The following is a 21,560-nucleotide window of genomic DNA, read 5'->3' as shown; positions in this document are numbered from 1 at the left end:
CTCAACTTACAGCCAATTGTGATTAATAAGCGATTCAGCAATTTGAACAGAATTCCAAGCGGCTCCTTTGAGTAGGTTATCGGAAACTACCCACATATGAAAACCATTTCCTTGGTCTAGATCACGACGAATTCTACCTACAAAAACATCTGGGTGACCAGCTGCATCAAGTGGTGTTGGATAAACTTGATTTGCAGGGTCATCCATTAGTGTTATACCTGGTGCTTCTTCCAATAGTTTGTGCAAATCTTCAACCGTTACATTATCCTGCCCAACTTCAATATAGACACTCTCTGCATGGGATGTAAAGAATGGTAGACGCACACAAGTAGCTGCTACCGATAATTCTTGCGTATGAAGAATTTTCTTTGTTTCATTAATCATCTTCATTTCTTCAAATGTGTAACCATTTTCTTGGAAAACATCAATTTGTGGTAATGCATTAAAAGCAATTGGATAGTGTTTATCTTCTCCTTTTACAGGCAATAACTCACTAGTAAGATCTTCTCCGTTAAGAAATGCTTGTGATTGATCTTTTAACTCTTCTACTGCTTCTGCACCCGCACCAGATACTGCTTGATACGTAGAGACAATGACACGCTTCAGATCAAATTTATCTTGAATCGGCTTTAGTGCCGCTACCATTTGAATCGTCGAACAATTAGGGTTCGCAATAATTCCTTTATGTTCCTTAATGTCTGCTTCATTCACTTCTGGTACTACTAGTGGTACCCCATGTTCCATTCTAAATGCACTTGTATTATCTACTACTACTGCACCCTTTGCTACGGCTTCATGTGCTAGCGCTTTGGAAACAGACCCACCTGCTGAAAACAATGCAATATCAATTCCTTCAAATCTTTCCGGCTTTGCTTCCTCAACCGTATATACTTTTCCATTAAATTTCATTTTTGTTCCTGCAGAACGACTAGAAGATAATAATTTTAGATTTTCTATTGGAAAATCTTTTTTTTCTAATGTTTCTAGTATTTTTTTACCAACTGCTCCAGTTGCTCCTACTACTGCAACATTGTATTTTTTTCTTTCTGTCACCATGAAAAAATTCCCCTCTCCAAAAGCGTATACGCTAAATTATAATTGTAGTTACTATTTTAACATATTCTTATGGAGAAAAGGGAATTTGTATAAAGCGAAAGTTAATTTGGGGGACTTTTCTTTGTTTAAAGTATCTTTGAATTTATATTAATGATTAATTAGCACGGGTTGAATTTGTTGATCATCAAGTGCCTCTCTGATTGTATCGGGAATCAACTCCATTTTAGCAACTAGTGAATTTGGTTTTTTTATTGGATCATCTTGACCATACGGTACAAAATAAATATGTTTACTCGCCATCAATCTCATTAGGTTAACACCATTTAAGCCAAGGGCATCATTTGTTGAGATGGCAAGGACAATCGGATTCTGATTTCGCATGGTGGCTTTGGTGGCCATCAGTACCGGGGTATCAGTTAAAGCATTCGCTAGTTTACTTAATGAATTACCAGTTAACGGCGCTACAACCATACAATCCAATGGATCTTTGGGGCCAAACTTTTCTGCCACTTCAATGGACGTTACTAATTCTTGACCAGTAATTTCTAATAACCGATCCAAATGTTCTTTTGCTTCACCGAACCTTGTATTCGTTTTTTGCACAGTATTCGAAACAATTGGAATTACTGTGGCACCTTCTTCTATTAATCGCTTAATTTGAGGAAATACCAAGTGATAGGTACAATGAGACCCTGTTAAGCCAAACCCTATTTTTTTCCCTTTTAACACGATATATATCCACCTACTTCCTTTCATATTTTTAGAGGATACATTGATTAATTACTTTTGCCAAAATCTCACCTGCTGTTTTCGGAGCCACTCTGCCTGGTAAACCTAACGCATGAATTGCCGTGATTCCTCTTTTTTTGGCATATGCAAAATCTACACCACCTGGTTTTGAAGCTAAATCGATGATTAGTGCATTAGATTTAATTGTTTTTAAAACATCACTCGTTACAATGGACGCTGGGATGGTATTAATCAAAATATCACACGATTCAGTATATGTGGTTATTTCATCTAAGTGAAAACCATTCAGTCCCATTTCATTAACTCGTGCGAGATCACTTGCCTTTCTTGCCCCTACAAATACATTTGCACCAAGTCCATTGAATTTATTCGCAACCGTCATTCCTACACGTCCTAATCCTAAGACAAATACATTTGCGTCATGGATCGTAAAATTTGTATGCTGGATTGCTAACATGATGGCACCTTCTGTTGTAGGAACTGCATTATAAATAGCTACGTCATCACGGTTCATCAATGGAATTAGTTTTAATCCATGGGTAGCGATTTGTTCTGCTAGATAAGGTGTTGAGATTCCCGTAAACATTACAACATGTTTTGATAATCTTTCAAACCAATCCGTAGATAAGTGTATCTTTTGATTGGAAAAGACAGCATTGATCTTACCATCTTCGTCAATTCCGGTAACAGGAAGAATCACCGCATCGAGTTCTTCAACAGATAAGTCTTCTAAATCTGTTTGTTTCACACCAAAAAAGCCTTCATTTAATTGATCGAAACCAACTACTTCTAATTCAAAATGGTTATTCTCTGCTAATTTTTTTGTCATTTCTAAATAACGGGCATCGCCACCTAAAATGGCAATACGAATCTTATTCTTCATCTTGTCACCACTCTTTTCTTTCAAATTGCATAATACATCATATGACTATATAACACTTCAGTGCGTATTCACATGCGGATTATTCAAAATTGAGGAACTTACCCTACTAGAACTTTTCTGAAATTGCATAAACCACTTGCTCTTAAAACACATTCTTTCTATTTATTTTCTTTTAAACAGTTCCTTAAGTCAAAGAAAATAAATACATTTATTTGTATAAACTGTGGGGTAACAGAAGCTTTTTATCCCGCTCCTCAAATGAACTTTGCTCCCTTTCCGCAGGGCGCGGCTTCAGCTAACTCGGAAGAAATTCACTTCCGAGTGGATCTTCAGCTCGCACTTTTCCTGCTGGAGTGTCGCCAATTTCATTTGATACGCTAGATAGTGGATCTAATTGTTTTTGAATTCGATTATTGTATACCGATCTAAAGAATTAGCATATTTAACAGGTTTTAGAACTTATTAACTCTATTGCAAATTTATATAAACAGTTTTTTTGATTCGTAATTTTACGAGTCAAATGCTAATTCAAGCGGAGGAAAGAAAGGGGCAAGACTCCTGCAGGAAAAGCGAAAGCCGAAAATCCACTTGGTAAAGTGCTCTTCTTTACCAAGTTAGTTGAGGCCGAGCCTGCGGAAAGCGCAGACCCTTTCTTTCCGGAGCGACTCCGGAGGAGGTTGCTATTCAAATTACTTACCACGCAGTTTGTGTCTACTGCACATTGTTGTGGTTTTTTAGTTAAGAAAAGCTGCTCCGGATGGGGAGCAGCCTTAGGAAGATGATGAGGAGGAGGTTCGATTTACAATAATCATATCCTCGCCAATTTTTTGTATGTCTTTCCAATGTATTTTCACATCAGACCCATCTTTTTTTAGACCAAAAAAACGATAGTTAGGAATAACAAAAGCTTCTATTTGTCCTGTTGTCTCATCCAGTTCAATATCTGTTTGTCCTAACATACCTAACCTAGCTCCGTTTTCTAGGTTAACAATTTCCTTACTACCTAAGTCTTTATAGCGCATTATTTTCGACCTCCTATTCAAAACAGTTTATGTTCGTTACCAATAACTATGCAAAAAAAGAAACTAGATTTTTATCTAGTTTCTTTCATAGGACTTATTGTTTTTCTTGCTTTTCTTTTTCATCTAATAATACTGCTTTGCGCGATAAATTGATTCGACCTTGTCGATCGATTTCTTTTACTTTAACCATGATTTTATCACCAACAGATACTACATCTTCTACTTTATTTACACGATCCAAAGCTAATTCAGAAACGTGAATTAATCCTTCTTTACCTTTAAAGAGCTCTGCGAATGCACCGAATTTTTCCACACGTTTAACGGTAGCTAAATACATTTCTCCGGCTTGTACTTCTCGAACAATATCTTCGATGATTTTCTTTGCCTTAAGGTTCATATCATTTTCGGTAGATGAGATAAAAACTTTACCATCTTGTTCGATATCAATTTTCACACCAGTTTCTTCAATGATCTTGTTGATTTGCTTACCACTTGGTCCAATAACATCACGAATCTTGTCTGGGTTAATAGACATTGTGAGAATTTTTGGAGCGTAAGCAGATAGCTCTTGTTTTGGCTCATTAATTACTTCCGTCATATGTTTTAAAATATGCGTTCTACCAATTTTAGCTTGCGTCAAAGCTTCTTCAAGGATTTCTTTTGAAAGTCCTTCAATTTTAATATCCATCTGAAGTGCGGTAACTCCTGCTTCAGTACCTGCTACTTTAAAGTCCATATCGCCTAAATGATCTTCCATACCTTGAATGTCACTTAGGATCGTATAATCATCACCCGATTTTACTAATCCCATCGCAATACCAGCAACAGGAGCTTTGATTGGAACACCTGCGTCCATCATAGCTAATGTGCTTGCACAAATACTTGCTTGAGAAGTTGATCCATTGGATTCTAACACTTCTGAAACTAAGCGAATTGTATATGGGAAATCATTTTCTGAAGGAATAACTTTTTCCAAAGCTCTTTCCCCTAGTGCACCATGGCCAATTTCACGACGACCAGGGCCTCTAATTGGACCTGTTTCACCGACACTAAATAATGGGAAATTGTAATGATGCATAAAACGTTTCGTCTCTTCTAAATCTAATCCGTCAAGTATTTGCACATCACCTAGTGCCCCTAACGTACATACACTTAACGCTTGCGTTTGTCCTCTTGTAAACAATCCAGAACCGTGTGTGCGAGGAAGGACGCCAACTCTTGAAGTTAGTGGGCGGATTTCCGCTTGACTACGACCATCAGGACGAATTTTTTCTTTCGTAATTAGACGACGAACTTCATCTTTGACAATTTGGTCTAGAATACCTTTTACTTGCTTCATTGTATCTTCATCAGTTTCTTGTTCTTCATATTCATCAACAACTACTTGCTTGGCAGCTTGAATTGCTTCTTCTCGCGCATGCTTTTCAAAAACTTGGATAGCAGAAATCACTTGATCTTTCGCTTTTGCTTCCACTTCTTTGGTAAGCTCTTCATCAAAAGAAAACAATTTCACCTCCATTTTTTCTGGAGCGATCGCAGCGATAATCTCCTCTTGGAAAGCAACTAAACGTTTGATTTCTTCATGTCCAAACATAATGGCCTCTAACATAACTTCTTCAGGAACTTCATTAGCTCCAGCTTCTACCATGTTAATCGCATCTTTCGTCCCTGCAACTACTAAATCAATATCACTCTGTTCTCGTTGGTCTGTAGAAGGATTAATAATAAATTCGCCATTTACTCTACCCACCACAACACCAGCTATTGGGCCGCTAAAAGGTATGTCTGAAATACTGAGCGCAATAGATGAACCAATCATTGCAGCAATTTCTGATGGTGCATTTTGATCCACACTCATCACCATACTGATTACTTGTACATCATTTCGAAAACCGTCTGGAAATAGAGGTCGAATTGGGCGATCGATCAAGCGTGATGTTAGTACTGCTTTTTCACTTGGACGTCCCTCTCTTTTAATAAAACCACCAGGGATTTTCCCTACCGCATAAAGACGTTCTTCATAATTTACGGTCAATGGAAAAAAAGGTAGGTCTTTGGGTTCCTTTGAACCTGTTGCCGTTGCAAGGACAGATGTGTCACCGTACTGAATCATACAAGCACCATTTGCTTGCTTAGCTAATTCTCCAATTTCAACCGAAAAAGGTTTCCCTGATATTTCTGTAGAAAATATTTGTTTTTCAGCTACCATATTAATTTTTAACCCCTCTCATTTAAAAAAATAAAATACTACTTTTATATTTAACGATAAAATCGTCAATGTTTGCTATTTGGTAATAGTATACCCATAAACAATTACTTTACTGTTTTAAACAATGATTATGTAAAAGGAACTTTTTATTTTCGTATATCCCTTTGCACTTTTTTCACCTTGCTCCATCCTGATCAAACCATTGAACCAGCTTCAATGGTTTGATCAGAATCGAGCGAAAGGATATGAAATCCCTTATACTATTATGTATAAACAAACACTTTGATCTATCGTAAAATATTGACATACAGAAAAAGCGGGAATTACTCCCGCTTCTACATGTTATCGGCGTAAGCCAAGCTTTTCAATTAGTTGACGGTAACGAGTAACGTCCTTATTACGTAAATAAGTCAGTAAATTACGACGTTTCCCAACCATTTTCAATAAACCACGACGTGAATGATGATCTTTTTTATGCGTACGCAAGTGATCATTCAAGCTCGTAATTTCTGCAGTTAGGACAGCGATTTGAACCTCTGGAGATCCAGTATCGTTTTCGTGTGTTTTGAATTCATTAATGAGTTCATTTTTACGTTCTTGTGTGATTGCCATCCTTTTCACCTCCTAAAAAAATTGTAAACACCGATCCCCTAGCAAACGTTGGAGATTCGTTTTGCCAAGCAGATGGTTTTCCGTTATTTAGATTACATGTTTTTCAGCCAAAAAGCAAGTGTTACTGTTCAAACTGACCAAATAAATGACGAATTTCCTGTTCGTCCTGCTTTAATTGATCAATTAGTTGTTCAATCCCGTCAAATTTTTGCTCAGGACGAGTAAAAGCTTGCCATTCAAGTATTAACTCCTTACCATAAATATCTTCATGAAAATCAAAAAGATGTACTTCTAGCTTTATCTTGTAATCATCTTCAAAAGTAGGATTATATCCTAGATTTGCCATTCCATAAATAACCCTATTATCTAGTTTAACTGTAACAGCATAAACTCCCGTTTTTGGTAATGCATACTTGGAATCGACCTCGATGTTCGCTGTTGGATAACCAATTTTTCTTCCCCTTTGTGCGCCAGAGATAACGTGACCACGTATGAATAACGGTCTGCCCAATAGTTCCTTAACGGAGGTCATTTCCCCAAGTTGTATCAATTTACGAATACGAGTTGAACTTATCTTCTCATTATTTTCTGTAAGCTTATCCACTATCGTTACCCCGAATTGACCATTACCATCTTTGTCAAGCGTATTCACGTTCCCTATTCCCTTCGCTCCATATGTAAAATCAAAACCGGTAACTAAGTGCTTGATCCCTAGTTTGATAATAAATTGATCAATAAATTCACTTGGTGTTAACTGTGCTAGTGCTTTATTAAAAGTAATAACATATAAGATATCAATACCCATATCTGCTAATATATTTTTCTTTTCAGGTAGTGGTGTTAAATACGATACTGTTTTTTTTGTTCCTTGAAGAACGACAGAAGGATGTGGTGTAAACGTGATTACAGCACTTTTACGATTTTGCTTTTTTGCTAGGTTTTGAGCAGTTTGAATTACTTTTTGATGCCCTTTATGGACACCATCAAAAAAACCGATCGCGCAAACAATTTCCTCCTGGTTATTTTCTGGTACTTGTTCTGGATAGCAAAGTGAAATAATTTCCAATTCACTCACCTTCTTTCTTTAATCATAGCGAAATACACGAGATGGTTTCATTAATTCTGGCTTGGTTGGATGCTGTTGATAAATCGCAAGTAGGTGATCATTGACCTCAACGCGATAAGGTATGTCAGGTAATAATGCAGCAGGTTTATTAAGTTTCTGTCCATTTAGCACCTTTTTTGCAACTTCCTCATCAACAGACCATACCGGCAAGTGATCTACTCCTTGCTTAAATGGTACCAATAAATTCTCATGCTTCTCTTCTGCTCTTTTTGCCTCAATCTCTTCTAAAGTATACGAATTTTCTCTTGTAAAGTTACCTGTTGCCGTTCGTATTAAATGAGACATATGTGCAGGAAAACCAAGCGCTTTCCCAATGTCTAAAGACAACGTTCGAATATAGGTTCCTTTTGAACAGGTTACTTCATAACCAAAACGAAACAAGCCGTTTTCTTCTTTTATTGAGTTCTTGATCAATTCAATCGAAAATATCATTGTCTGCCTTGATGGGCGTTCTACGGGTTGATTTGCTCTCGCATATTCATAAAGTTTTTTCCCGTTTACTTTTACCGCAGAATATAACGGCACAACTTGAGTTATCTCCCCTTGAAATTTTGCTAACACTTGTTCTAACGCTGCATTTGTAAAGCTAGGAACATCATCGCTTGTTTCAACTATTTTACCCGTTTGATCTTCTGTATCGGTTGCATAACCAAGGGTCACTTCTGCTTGGTATGTTTTTTTTGTATCTGTTAAATAAGGGACTATCTTGGTAGCTTCTCCAATACAAATCGGCAAAACACCAGCAACTTCTGGGTCTAACGTTCCTGTATGGCCAACTTTCTTTGTCCGAAAAATACGTCGCATTTTCATCACACAATCATGTGAAGTTAATCCTACTGGCTTCCACAAGGGGATAATACCATGCATTGTAATTATTCCTCCAATTTTTTAACCAATAAAAAAGCTGTGTTTTTTTAGAAGATGATGGTGACAACCATCAGACCTACTATGAAACTAAAAATACTGTTATAGAATTATATTGGAACCAATATGAAGAGCGTCGGTTAAAAACATAGCAACGTGATCGAATCAATACAGATGAAAGCTCGTAGATTGATTCGTTTATGCGCTCGGAGCTTTACATGGCTATGTCTGTTCCGAAAAGGTATCCATAATAAATACAAGCAAAAAACAAAACCCTTGTATCATTATAGAACAAGGGTTTTGTGAAGTAAATTAAATAGACTAGTCTGTATCATTTAAATTACGCAATAAATGTTCAATTCGATTACCTGTTTCAATTGTTTCATCAAATTCGAAAAACAATTCTGGGGTTTTTCTCAAACGAATTCGATTACCAATTTCAGATCGAATAAACCCTTTTGCTTTTGCTAATCCAATTAATGTGTCTTGTTTTTGACCTTCTTCAAGAACTGTTATAAAGATCTTCGCTTGTTGTAAATCACCGGTTACCTCTACATCAGTAACAGTAACAAAGCCAACACGCGGGTCTTTAATCTTTCTTGAAATAATATCGCCTAATTCTTTCTTCATTTGCTCTGCAACTCGATTTGCACGCATTTGATTCATCGACATTCACCTCATTATCTTCGTAAGTTCCACAATGATGATCATCAACCCAACCATTGTTTATCTGCACTTGTTCGTTCAATTTCTGGAAAAGAATCAATTTTAGCTAAACATTGATCAATGACCCGTTCAGCTCGGACTCGATCCGGTGAAATTGTTCCAATACCAAATAATGTTCGTTGCCAAAGATCTTGATAATCGAGTTCACTAATTGTAATATTGTATTCATTTTGAAGTCGGGTTATTATCCGCTTAATAACAGATCGTTTATCCTTTAGTGAATGAGCTTCATAAATGAAGCATTCTACTTCAACATACAAGATCATGAACGTTTAATTTCCTCCATTACAAATCCTTCAAAGACGTCTCCTACTTTAATATCGTGGAAATTCTCTAATGTAATACCACATTCATAGTTTTGAGCTACTTCTTTCACATCATCTTTGAAACGTTTTAATGTATCGATTTCACCTTCAAAAATAACAACTCCATCACGAATGACACGTACTCCTGCATCTCTTGTTAGCTTACCATCTGTAACATAACTCCCAGCAATTGTACCAATTTTTGACACTTTGAAGATTTCACGAACTTCTGCTTGCCCGATAACTTTTTCCTCAAATTCAGGATCAAGCATTCCTTTCATTGCTGCTTCAATTTCTTCAATTGCTTTATAGATGATACGGTGTAAACGTACATCTACTTTTTCTGATTCCGCAGCTTTTTTAGCATTGTTATCAGGTCGAACATTAAACCCAATCACAATCGCGTTGGAAGCAGAAGCTAAAATAATATCTGATTCTTTAATGGCACCAACACCTGTGTGAATAATGTTAACTTTCACACCTTCTACATCAATTTTTTTCAATGAAGCTGCAAGTGCTTCAGCAGAACCTTGAACATCTGCTTTTAAAATGATATTAATGTCCTTAATTTCACCTTGTTTGATTTGTTCAAAAAGATCTTCCAAACTTACTTTGGATTGATCTCCACGACGAACTTCAATTTGCTTTTGCTGTCTTGCTTCACCGATTTGGCGAGCTTTTTTCTCATCTTCAAAAACAACAAAGCGATCGCCAGCCTGTGGTACCTCATTTAAGCCTGTAATTTCGACTGGGGTCGATGGGCCAACCTTCTTCACACGTCGACCTAAATCATTGACCATCGCTCGAACGCGTCCAAAGGTATTTCCTACTACAATCGGATCCCCTACTCGTAGTGTACCATTTTGTACGAGTAATGATGCAACAGAACCTCGGCCTTTATCCAGTTCCGCTTCAATTACTGTACCGACAGCGCGACCTTCCGGATTTGCTTTTAACTCCTCAACCTCAGCCACAAGAAGAATCATTTCTAATAAATCATCAATACCTTCACCTTGAAGTGCAGATAACTGTACAAATATTGTATTTCCACCCCAGTCTTCAGGTATCAATTCATATTCTGTTAGCTCTTGCATTACACGGTCCGGATTAGCGCCTTCTTTATCCATTTTGTTTACAGCAATGATAATAGGTACATCTGCTGCTTTTGCATGGTTAATTGCCTCAACAGTTTGTGGCATTACTCCATCATCTGCAGCAACGACTAAAATTGCAATGTCCGTTACTTGTGCCCCACGGGAACGCATGCTTGTAAACGCAGCGTGACCAGGTGTATCAAGAAAAGTAATTGGCTTGCCGTTACTTTTAATTTGATAAGCACCGATATGTTGCGTAATACCTCCAGCTTCGCCCGCTGTTACTTTTGTATGTCTAATCGAATCTAGTAATGTCGTTTTCCCGTGGTCAACGTGTCCCATAATTGTAACCACTGGAGGTCTTTCGATAAGTTGTTCCTCTAGATCTGCCTCTATATAATGATTTAGATCCGTCTCATCAACTTCTTCTTCCTTTTCAACTTCGATACCGAAATCGCTACAAATTAATTCTATCGTATCATCATCTAAATCTTGATTTTTCGTGGCCATAACGCCCAATGCCATCAATTTCTTAATAATTTCACTAGCATCTTTACCTAATTTCTCTGCTAATTCACCAACTGTTAATGTATTCGCATAACTAATCATTGTTACATCCTCTGTTTTCTTCGCAATTGAAGTCTTTGGTGCTGGTTGGCTTTTTGCCTGCTTATTATCAACTTTTTGTTTCCCTTTATTTCGCCTGTTCTTGTTCGATTGACTTTTGTTTTTCTGGATTGCTTTTTCTTGTTCAATCTTATGTGCTTCTTGTTTCGGCTTCACATAAATTTCATCTAACTTAACCTTTACTTGATCAGTTATTGTAGACATATGATTCGAAACTTCTACATCCATTTCTTTTAATTTATTAATAATTTCTTTACTTGATACGTTTTGTTGTTTGGCATATTCATATACACGCACTTTAGCCATACATTCACCCCCGAATAGTATTATCAAGTAATGAGCAAATCTTGTCCGCAAAACCTTGATCTAAAATAGCTACAGCTACCCGACCAGACTTACCGATCGCATGGGACAGTTGGTCACGCTCTACAGTCATTCGAAAAGGAATTTGATAATAATTGCATTTATCTGTTAACTTCTTTTTTGTTTGTTGTCCGGTATCACTAGCAATCAGTACCAACTTCGCTTTTGCTTTTTGAATATCTCGCACAATCTGTTCCTCTCCTAAAGAGATCTTCCTAGCGCGATAAGCTAATCCAATAAGATTTAAATACTTTTGCTCGTTACTCAATGTCTTTTCCCTCAATTACTTGTTTTAATTGATAATAAATGTTTTCATCTAATTTTGTTTGAAAATGACGCTCAATTGCATTGGTTTTTTCTGCTTGTTCTACAACCGAGATATCTTTGGAAATATAAGCACCTCGACCGCTCTTCTTTCCGGATGGATCAACAAAGATTTCTCCATCTTTATTGCGAACGACCCGAACCAGCGACTGTTTCGGCTGCATCTCCTGGGTAACAATACATTTACGAAGCGGAATTTTTTTATTTTTTTTAGGCATAATGAAATTCCTCCTTAATCAAATAAATCTTCGTCCGCATCAAAAAGTGGTTCTTGAACCTCTGTTGGAGCTTTTTCTGTAAAAATGCCCGCTTCTTTCGCTTCTGTCTCACTCTTAATATCGATTTTCCATCCCGTTAACTTTGCTGCAAGTCGTGCGTTTTGGCCTCTTTTCCCGATAGCTAGGGAGAGCTGATTATCCGGAACGATAACCGTTGTTGCCTTTTCCTCTTCCTTAACTAATACTTCTGTTACTTTAGAAGGACTTAGCGCATTAGAAACATAAACGACTGGATCTTCGGAGAATTCGACAATGTCGATTTTTTCCCCTTTTAATTCTGTTACGATCGTTTGAACTCGTTGACCTTTCTGTCCTACACACGACCCAACCGGATCTACTTCCGGATCCTCCGCATATACCGAAATCTTCGAACGGTCTCCGGCTTCTCTTGCTACAGAACGAATTTCTACTGTACCATCATAAATTTCAGGTACTTCCATTTCAAATAGTCTTTTTAATAAACCAGGATGAGATCTAGAAACAAAAATTTGTGGACCCTTATTTGTATTTTCTACTTTTGTAACAAATACTTTGATTCGATCATGAACGTTGTAAGATTCTGTGGGCATTTGCTCTGCTTCAGCAAGCTTAGCTTCCACCTTGCCTAAATTCACATAAACAAACCGCGGATCTACACGCTGAATAATACCATTCATGATATCTTCTTCTCGATCAATATACTCGTTAAAAATCACTCCACGTTCTGCCTCGCGAACACGTTGTGTTACAACCTGCTTGGCGGCTTGAGCAGCAATTCGGCCAAAGTCTCTTGGGGTCACTTCAAGCTCAACTACATCCCCAATTTCATAATTTGGATCTAATTGCTTTGCTTCGTCCAAATCCATTTGTTGTTGGGAATCCTCTACATCTTCCACAATTTCCTTACGTGACAACACGCGCATACTACCTGTTTCTTCATTTAAATCCACTCGTACATTCGTTGCAGATTTAAAGTTTTTCTTATAAGCTGAAATAAGCGCCGCTTCTAAAGCGTCAATTAATACGTCCTTATCAATACCTTTTTCTTTCCCTAAATATTGAATGGCCTCAAAAAGCTCCTTACTCACCATGCTTCCCCCTTTTAATTAAATGTTACAGCTAACCGAGCCTTGGCAATCTTATTGTACGGAATCTGTACTTTTTTGGTTCTTGCTTTGTCTTTCACTTCGATTCCTACAATCTCTTGATCAAAATCAGTTAATATTCCTTCAAAGGATTTTGCTCCTGAGATTGGTTCGTATAATTTCACAAAAATATTGTGTCCAATATGATTAGCAAAATCTTCTGGATTTTTCAATGGTCGTTCAGCACCTGGTGAAGAAACTTCTAAGTAATATGGAACAGTAACCGGATCAGTTTCATCTAAGCGTTCGCTTAGCTTTTCGGAGACCCGACCACATTCTTCGATATCAACACCTCCTGGTTTATCTATAAAAACTCGTAGAAACCAACTCTTTCCTTCTTTCTCGAACTCAACATCTACAAGTTGTAATTCCATCTCTGTTAATATAGGTTGAACTAGTTGTTCTGTTTGCTCTGTTACTTTCACTATTATCGCCTCCTTTTAAAGGTGTTTTTTTTCGCATGATCAATTGATCTTCTCATCTCAGTTTGCGCTTTTTTATCATGTTTCATTAACCTATTTCTTAGAATGATAAAACCCTTGCCAAAAACGGCAAGGGAATAGGATCAACCATTAAAAACCACAAAATGCACGGTGTGAAGTCACGTGCGCTGTCGAAACTTTACAAGATCTAACTGTGAAGAAAGAGTGGGTTACCCCACTCTTTCTTCGTCACGCACCCATTTAAATCTATAATTACTATAGCATACCACCTAATAAGATGCAAGAAATAATCGGTAAATGTGGAATTAACCGTACTAAAACAAAGATAATTGATTTTTTTCTTCCATACCTGCAAGACAGCCATGATTATCTAGATATTCTAAAACAGTTTTGGAAATTCTACTTCTTTCTCGTAAATCCTCTTTTGATAGAAATTCACCTTGTTCCCTTGCTTTAACAATATTCATGGCTGCATTTGTTCCTAAACCGTCTACAGCATTAAATGGAGGAATTAAACTGTTTCCATCCACAAGAAACTCACTTGCACTGGATTTATACAAATTCACTTTTTGAAAGGAAAAGCCGCGCTCGTTCATTTCTAGTGATAATTCTAAAACAACAAGCAGATTCTTTTCTTTTGGCGAAGCATCATTTCCTTTTTTATTAATTTCATCGATGCGTTTACGAATGGCGTCCGATCCTTTGATCATTGTATCTAATTCAAAATCTCCAGCTCGCACGGTAAAATAGGCTGCATAGAAAAGAATAGGATGATGCACTTTAAAATAAGCAATGCGAATAGCCATCAGTACATATGCCGCCGCGTGAGCTTTCGGGAACATGTACTTGATTTTTTCACATGAATCAATATACCAATCTGGTACGTCGTGTTTCTTCATTTCAACTTTCCACTCATCTTGAAGGCCTTTACCTTTCCTTACAAATTCCATAATCTTAAAAGCTAGTGACGCCTCAAGTCCTTTATGCATAAGGTAAACCATAATGTCATCCCGACAACCAATTACATCGGGAAGTTCACAAATCCCTTTGTTAATTAACTCCTGTGCATTCCCCAGCCAGACATCTGTTCCGTGAGAAAGTCCAGAGATTATGACTAATTCAGCAAAGGTTTTTGGGTTCGTATCTTCGAGCATTTGTCGAACAAATTTTGTTCCAAACTCAGGAACACCTAATGTACCTGTTTTACAGTTAATTTGTTCTCCGTTTACACCGAGGATTTCTGGACCAGAGAAGATTTTCATTACGTCTGCATCATCGGTTGGAATTGTCATTGGGTCAATTCCACTTAGATCTTGTAACATTCGAATCATCGTTGGATCATCGTGCCCAAGAATATCTAGTTTTAGCAAATTATCATGGATCGAATGGAAATCAAAATGGGTAGTTAACCACTCTGAATTCCGATCATCTGCTGGATATTGAATCGGTGTAAAGTCATAGATATCCATATCATCTGGAACTACAATAATACCACCAGGATGTTGTCCAGTCGTTCGTTTCACTCCAGTACAGCCTTGCACAAGTCGATCTACTTCAACATTCTTTATCCGTAAGTCATGATCTCCTGCATATCCTTTGACATAACCATATGCTGTTTTTTCTGCAACTGTCCCTATTGTTCCGGCACGATATACTTTATCTTCACCAAATAATACTTTAGTATAATTATGGGCAACCGGTTGATACGCCCCCGAAAAGTTTAAATCGATATCCGGAACCTTGTCCCCTTTAAAACCAAGAAAAGTTTCAAAGGGAATATCTTGACCATCTTTACGATACATCGTTCCACATTCTGGACATTCCTTATCAGGAAGATCATACCCACTACCGATCGAACCGTCTGTGAAAAACTGATGATTACGGCAGTTCGGGCATACATAGTGTGGTGGTAATGGATTCACTTCCGTAATTTCTGTAAAGGTGGCAATCAATGAAGAACCAACAGAACCACGTGAACCAACCAAATAGCCATCATCCAATGATTTTTTTACTAGTTTATGTGAAATCAAATAAATAACGGCGAATCCATGACCTATAATACTCTTTAATTCTTTTTCCATTCGGGCTACGACGAGTTCTGGCAAATCGTCCCCATACAAATTATGAGCAAAACGATAGCTCATTTCTCGAATTTCTTGATCCGCTCCATCAATATTCGGCGTATATAATTCCTCTCTTACCGGTGAAATTGATTCTGTGGACTCAGCGATTGCTTGCGTATTTGTTACGACAATTTCTTCTGCTTTCTCATTTCCAAGAAACTCAAAACATGCTATCATTTCATCGGTTGTTCGGAAAGGAACATCTGGTAATGTTTGTCGACTTAACGGATTACCATTTTGTGATGTAATCAAGATTTTTCGATACATTTTATCTTGCTCTTCTAAATAATGAACGTTTCCTGTTGCTACACAAGGTTTGTTTAATCGATCAGCAAGTTCTACCAAATTTCGCAAAATATCGTAAATCTGTGCTTCATTCTGAACCAATTCTCTTTCCATCAATGGAAAATAATTAGCTGGTGGTTGTACTTCGATATAATCATAAAATTTTGCAACTTTTTCAGCCTCTTCAGCTGATTTTTGCATCATCGTTTCAAATACTTCCCCTTTATCACAAGCAGATCCGATCAGGATTCCTTCTCGATGTGCAGTCAACTTTGACCTTGGCACCCTCGGAACACGATAGAAGTAATCAACATGAGCCATGGAAATGATCTTAAATAAATTTTTCAGTCCCACATCATTTTTTGCTAAAAGGATAGCATGATATGGCCGCGCGCGTTGGTAAGCATTTCCTTCTCCCATATGCAAATTAAAATGTTTATGATTGGTTATCTCCTTTTCACTGGCCTCTTTTATTAGCTTCCAAAGCAAATAACCTGTAGCTTCTGCATCATAAATCGCACGGTGATGTTGCGTTAATTCGATTCCATAATACTTACATAAAATATTTAACCGATGACTCTTTAAGTTTGGCAAAATAAATCGGCCAAGCTCTAATGTATCGATCACGGGATTATCAACTTTAGGAAGATCGTGTTTTTCCATGCCTTGATTTAAAAACCCCATATCAAAACTCGCATTATGTGCTACTAAAATATCATCGCCAATCCAATTTGCAAAATCCGCTAACACCGTTTCTACTTCTGGTGCATCTTTTACCATATCATCCGTAATCCCCGTTAAGTCAATGGTTGTTTGGGACAAAGGATGATGAGGGTTGGCGAATGCTTCAAAGCGATCAACAATATCTCCATCTTTAATTTTCACTGCAGCTAACTCAATGATTGTATCGTAAACAGCTGATAAACCTGTCGTTTCAACATCAAATACAACATACGTTGCATCCGCTAATGAAATATCCGCTTCATTGTAAGCAATCGGGACACCATCATCAACTAAGTTTATCTCCACACCATAGATCATTTTTATTCCATGTTTCAAACTAGCAGCATGTGCTTCTGGATACGCCTGTGCCACAGCATGATCCGTGATTGCTAGTGCGGAGTGCCCCCATTTTGCAGCTTGCTCAACTAATTTAGAAACAGAGACAACAGCATCCATTTGGCTCATTGTAGAGTGTGCATGTAATTCCACTCTTTTTTTGTCTGCCGATGCTAAATCTTGTTTTTTTACAGGCTTTAATTCATTAATATCTGTTAACATCATCGTTAATTCATTTGAAAAATTATCTGTTTGAATACTTCCACGGGCTTTAATCCACATACCTTTTGACACTAGTTTAAACTTTTCAATATCCTGATCCCCTTTAGAAAACATTTTTAAAGAAAAGGAGTCGGTATAATCGGTAGCTTTAATAATCAATAAATGCCGACCAGATCGAAGTTCTCGTATTTCAACATCAAAAATATATCCTTGTAAAACAATCCGACGTTCTTCTTCAAGTACTTCCTTCATCGGAATAGCCGGATCTTTAATCGCATAGCCAATCGTTAGTGGACCATCTGATTGTTTTTCCCCTTTTTGTTTTGCTCGTTCCTCTTTATCTTTAACCGCTGTCTTAACCAGTAATTTATCTTCTAGTGCTGTTTGTTCTCTAAAGCGCTCAATATCGGTTGTGGCTTCCTTTACATCCACTTGCAATTGATAAGAATGAAGACCGGCTTTTACACAATACTGCTTGAAAGGATCGGTTAATCGTTTTTTCAACACGGCAGCTTCTGCATTATTTCTTCCTGTTAAGGTAAGTTTATTTCCGTCTATTTCTGGTTTTTGTTCTTTTAGTAACTCGCTGTAGGCTGGAGATAAATCAGGAATCGAGAGAATAAAATCTCTCCAATATCCACAGAGATCATCATTAGACAAGGTTCTATCTTCACATTGAATCGTAAAGTCAATCGTTGCAATCGTTGCAAAAGACTCTTGTAATTTTAAACGGAGCATACGATATACTGAAATAGGCAAAGTCTTCTTCAATGAAAAATAAAATTCCCAGCGTTTCTCTCTTTTATATACTTGAAGTTTTTCAAGTTTTGCATCAGAAAAATAGTGATTAACATCTTCTTCACTCATATGAATTTGTTCCAATAATAATTGTACTTTTTGACTACTCGATAAAGTCATGTCAATCCCTCCAGTCTTATTCAGATTTATCAATCGAGAAAACCCTTGTCACCACAACTAGACAAGGGCTTTTCTGTTAATTAAGTAATTTTTTCAGGTAGCTAATCACTTCGGATTCATGGCATTCTGTTTGTTCACCTGTCTCACGAACTTTACATTCAACAAAACCTTCAGATGCACGCTTTCCAACCGTTATTCTTTGCGGAATTCCAATCAAGTCACTGTCGGCAAATTTAACGCCTGCTCGTTCTGCACGGTCATCATATAGAACTTCTATTCCTTCAGCTAATAGCTTTTTATAGATCGCATCAGCTAGTAACGTTTGATCCTCTTTCTTACTATTCAATACTAATAAGTGTACTTGAAAGGGAGCAACTTGTTTCGGCCATGTGATGCCATTATCATCATGGTATTGTTCTACAATAGAAGCTAATGTTCTAGAAACTCCAATACCGTAACATCCCATAACCATCGTAGTAGCTTTTCCTTGATCGTTCAAAAAGTCAGCACCCAACTTCTCTGCATAGAGTTTACCAAGTTTAAAAACTTGTCCAACTTCGATTCCTTTTGCAAATTTTATTTTGCCTTCTCCATCTGGTGATAAATCACCCTCTTGGATAAAACGAATATCAGCGTATTTCGTATTAGGAAAGTCTCGCTCTGGATTTACGTTGGTATAGTGGAATCCATCTTCATTTGCTCCACAAGTTGCATTGACTAGATATTTAACCGCATGATCTGCCATAACTTCTACTTTTTCAGGTGTTCCAATTGGCCCCAACGAACCAAAACCTGCACCTATGATTTCTTTGGATTCCGCTTCCGTTGCTAGCTCCACACTTTCTGCCTCACAAAGATTTTTTAATTTAATCTCATTTACTTCGTGATCCCCACGAGTAACAGTTAGTATATATCGATCATCCACATGAAATAACAACGCTTTAATTCCTTCATCTAAACTATGACCAAAGAAATCAGCTACTTCTTGCATGTTTTTTTGATTTGGTGTGCTTACTTTTGTTAATTCCTTAGGCTCTTCATTGGATGCTGGATATTGATCCAAAACAGCTGCCATTTCAACATTTGCCGCATAATTTGATGAGTCAGAAAAAGCAATGGTATCTTCACCCACATCAGATAGCGCCATAAATTCATGAGTGCCCTTCCCACCAATCGCACCAGAATCTGCGATAACAGGACGGAAATTTAACCCTAAACGAGTAAACACATTCGTATATGCTTGAAACATATCCTGATAAGACTCATCTAAACTTTCAAATGATTCGTGGAAAGAGTAAGCATCCTTCATAATAAATTCACGTCCTCGTAACAAACCAAACCTTGGTCTACGTTCATCACGGAATTTTGTTTGAATTTGATAGAGTGTTAATGGAAGTTTTTTATAACTTTTCACTTCATCTCTTATCATACTTGTAACTACTTCCTCATGAGTTGCCCCTAAAACAAATTCTCGCTCATGACGATCATTCAAACGCATCAGCTCAGGCCCCATTTTATCCCAACGACCAGATTCTTTCCATAAATCAGCCGATTGTAAAGCTGGCATTAAAATCTCATTGGCACTTACTTTAGCCATTTCTTCACGAATAATTGCTTCTATCTTTTGCAAGACACGTTTTCCTAATGGTAAAAAACTATAGACACCGGAAGCATTTTGACGAATATAACCTGCTCGTAATAACCATTTATGACTTGCTATATCAGCATCAGCTGGTGTTTCCTTTAATGTTGGTATCAGTGTTTTGCTTTGTTTCATGATTCATTCCACCTTTTCATTTCTACATAAACTACGTCTGCATCTGGATTCGGTTATCGTAATTTGTTAAATTTCTTATTCCTACAAAAACAATCGCTGTATATCATTCCACGTTACAATAATCATTAATAACATTAATAAGGCGAAGCCAACAAAGTGAACAATCCCCTCTTTTTCCGGCGCTAATGGTTTTCTTCGTATCGCTTCAATACCTACAAACAACAACCGTCCTCCATCAAGAGCGGGTAATGGTAATAAATTTATAATCCCTAAATTTACACTCAATAGAGCAGTCCAAGTTAAAAAGTACCAAAATCCCGCTTGAACAACTTGATCAGTAGCATCATAGATACCCACTGGACCTGAAAGCATCTCAATTGAGAATTGGCCTGTAACTAACATGGCTAAGCTTTGTAAAATCATTTTTCCTGTTTCATAGGTTTCCGTTACACCATAAGGAATAGCTCTCCAGAAAGATTTCTCAAGATATTGTGTTACACCAATTTGTCCAACATCATTTCCATTTAAATCAACTGATCTTGGAACCACAACTAATTCTTGCTCGGATCCAGAACGATCAATTGTCATGGACAACGTTTCTTCCGGATTGGCTCTTACTGTTTCTTGAAATTCAATCCAAGTTGAAATAGGCATACCTTCGATAGCGACTACTTCATCTCCTGAAACAAAACCAGCTTCTGCTGCAGGGCTATTCGGTTGAATATCCCCCATTATCGCTTCTTCTACAGCCATACCGTGAGCAGCCCCTAAAATGGCAAAAATAACAAAAGCAAGCAGGAAATTCATTAAGGGACCAGCAAATAGTTGCATCGCTCTTGCCTTTTTTGATTTGGAAGCGAATTGCCGATCATATGGGGCAATCTGTGTTTCTACTTCATTCATTATATAGGCAGCATCAGCAGCAACAGAAAAACTAGAACGATCTTCTTCTCCCACTTCATATCCTTCAATAATTAATTCATGATTTAAATCGGAACGCTCCACTTCAATTACTTGAGCAGTAGGGTGCTTCTCTTTATTATTGATGATAATCTTATCTACTTCATTTTCCGCATTGAAAGTAATACCGATATGCTGCCCTGGTTTTAAATCAATAATTTCAGGGTCATCACCGGCAACTCGAACATATCCACCCATAGGTAAAATTCGGATCGTATACAATGTTTCACTTTTTTTAATTGAGAAAATTTTCGGTCCAAAACCAATAGCAAATTCTCTAACCAGCATTCCTGTTTTCTTCGCAATGACAAAATGTCCAAACTCATGTACGAAAACGAGTAAACCAAACATTAAGATAAACGCAATAATTGTATCCAAACAGAGCACTCTCCTTTATTGACTTAACGATA

18 protein-coding genes are annotated in these 21,560 nt (G+C 37.3%); all 18 read right to left on the bottom strand.

The genetic code is table 11. From position 1 onward, the window contains the following. Positions 1 to 6 precede the first annotated feature (6 nt). Entirely contained in the window at positions 7 to 1,056 is a 1,050-nt protein-coding gene (gene asd, locus OWO01_RS05240) for an aspartate-semialdehyde dehydrogenase (RefSeq protein ID WP_272506002.1), read from the bottom strand. A gap of 147 nt (positions 1,057 to 1,203) precedes the next feature. Continuing rightward, positions 1,204 to 1,788 (bottom strand): dipicolinate synthase subunit B, encoded by a 585-nt coding sequence (locus tag OWO01_RS05235; protein ID WP_268779441.1) that lies wholly within the window; start codon positions 1,786 to 1,788, stop codon positions 1,204 to 1,206. Positions 1,789 to 1,816: 28 nt separating this feature from the next. Further along, positions 1,817 to 2,689 (bottom strand): dipicolinic acid synthetase subunit A, encoded by an 873-nt coding sequence (dpaA, locus tag OWO01_RS05230; RefSeq protein WP_268779382.1) that lies wholly within the window; start codon positions 2,687 to 2,689, stop codon positions 1,817 to 1,819. Between the two features lie 770 nt (positions 2,690 to 3,459). Continuing rightward, positions 3,460 to 3,711 carry a YlmC/YmxH family sporulation protein gene (locus OWO01_RS05225; RefSeq protein WP_268779381.1) on the bottom strand — a complete coding sequence of 84 codons (252 nt, stop codon included), beginning with the start codon at positions 3,709 to 3,711 and terminating at the stop codon, positions 3,460 to 3,462. 94 nt (positions 3,712 to 3,805) lie between these two features. Continuing rightward, positions 3,806 to 5,920, bottom strand: coding sequence for a polyribonucleotide nucleotidyltransferase (gene pnp, locus OWO01_RS05220; protein ID WP_268779380.1), 2,115 nt, complete (start codon positions 5,918 to 5,920; stop codon positions 3,806 to 3,808). A gap of 342 nt (positions 5,921 to 6,262) precedes the next feature. Beyond that, positions 6,263 to 6,532, bottom strand: coding sequence for a 30S ribosomal protein S15 (rpsO, locus tag OWO01_RS05215; RefSeq protein ID WP_091494159.1), 270 nt, complete (start codon positions 6,530 to 6,532; stop codon positions 6,263 to 6,265). 121 nt (positions 6,533 to 6,653) lie between these two features. Then, positions 6,654 to 7,598 carry a bifunctional riboflavin kinase/FAD synthetase gene (locus OWO01_RS05210; protein WP_268779379.1) on the bottom strand — a complete coding sequence of 315 codons (945 nt, stop codon included), beginning with the start codon at positions 7,596 to 7,598 and terminating at the stop codon, positions 6,654 to 6,656. Between the two features lie 18 nt (positions 7,599 to 7,616). Next, entirely contained in the window at positions 7,617 to 8,525 is a 909-nt protein-coding gene (truB, locus tag OWO01_RS05205) for a tRNA pseudouridine(55) synthase TruB (RefSeq protein WP_268779378.1), read from the bottom strand. Positions 8,526 to 8,843: 318 nt separating this feature from the next. Further along, complete coding sequence (rbfA, locus tag OWO01_RS05200; protein ID WP_268779377.1) at positions 8,844 to 9,188, bottom strand: 30S ribosome-binding factor RbfA; 345 nt, start codon at positions 9,186 to 9,188, stop codon at positions 8,844 to 8,846. Positions 9,189 to 9,232: 44 nt separating this feature from the next. Next, positions 9,233 to 9,514, bottom strand: a complete 282-nt coding sequence (locus OWO01_RS05195; RefSeq protein ID WP_268779376.1) for a DUF503 domain-containing protein — start codon at positions 9,512 to 9,514, stop codon at positions 9,233 to 9,235. Beyond that, the gene (gene infB / locus OWO01_RS05190; protein WP_268779375.1) at positions 9,511 to 11,580 is read right to left on the bottom strand and encodes a translation initiation factor IF-2; all 2,070 of its coding nucleotides are present in this window, start codon (positions 11,578 to 11,580) and stop codon (positions 9,511 to 9,513) included. Before infB ends, OWO01_RS05195 begins: the two co-directional genes overlap by 4 nt. Positions 11,581 to 11,584: 4 nt before the next feature. Further along, complete coding sequence (locus OWO01_RS05185) at positions 11,585 to 11,905, bottom strand: YlxQ family RNA-binding protein (RefSeq protein ID WP_268779374.1); 321 nt, start codon at positions 11,903 to 11,905, stop codon at positions 11,585 to 11,587. Beyond that, the gene (rnpM, locus tag OWO01_RS05180; RefSeq protein WP_268779373.1) at positions 11,898 to 12,179 is read right to left on the bottom strand and encodes an RNase P modulator RnpM; all 282 of its coding nucleotides are present in this window, start codon (positions 12,177 to 12,179) and stop codon (positions 11,898 to 11,900) included. The genes OWO01_RS05185 and rnpM overlap by 8 nt, the downstream gene beginning before the upstream one ends. 14 nt (positions 12,180 to 12,193) lie before the next feature. Further along, positions 12,194 to 13,306, bottom strand: a complete 1,113-nt coding sequence (gene nusA / locus OWO01_RS05175) for a transcription termination factor NusA (RefSeq protein WP_268779372.1) — start codon at positions 13,304 to 13,306, stop codon at positions 12,194 to 12,196. Between the two features lie 14 nt (positions 13,307 to 13,320). Further along, on the bottom strand, positions 13,321 to 13,737 hold the full coding sequence (gene rimP / locus OWO01_RS05170; RefSeq protein ID WP_418936202.1) for a ribosome maturation factor RimP: 417 nt from the start codon (positions 13,735 to 13,737) through the stop codon (positions 13,321 to 13,323). Between the two features lie 383 nt (positions 13,738 to 14,120). Continuing rightward, positions 14,121 to 18,413, bottom strand: a complete 4,293-nt coding sequence (locus OWO01_RS05165) for a PolC-type DNA polymerase III (RefSeq protein WP_268779371.1) — start codon at positions 18,411 to 18,413, stop codon at positions 14,121 to 14,123. A 76-nt stretch (positions 18,414 to 18,489) separates the two neighbouring features. Next, the gene (locus OWO01_RS05160; protein ID WP_268779370.1) at positions 18,490 to 20,190 is read right to left on the bottom strand and encodes a proline--tRNA ligase; all 1,701 of its coding nucleotides are present in this window, start codon (positions 20,188 to 20,190) and stop codon (positions 18,490 to 18,492) included. 81 nt (positions 20,191 to 20,271) lie between these two features. After that, positions 20,272 to 21,528 (bottom strand): RIP metalloprotease RseP, encoded by a 1,257-nt coding sequence (gene rseP, locus OWO01_RS05155; RefSeq protein WP_268779369.1) that lies wholly within the window; start codon positions 21,526 to 21,528, stop codon positions 20,272 to 20,274. Positions 21,529 to 21,560 lie beyond the last annotated feature (32 nt).

It is taken from the genome of Natronobacillus azotifigens (genome assembly GCF_026805325.1).
Classification (GTDB): domain Bacteria; phylum Bacillota; class Bacilli; order Bacillales; family Amphibacillaceae; genus Natronobacillus; species Natronobacillus azotifigens.
Note: the sequence above shows the minus strand (reverse complement) of the source record. Positions and strands in the feature narration are given on the sequence as shown.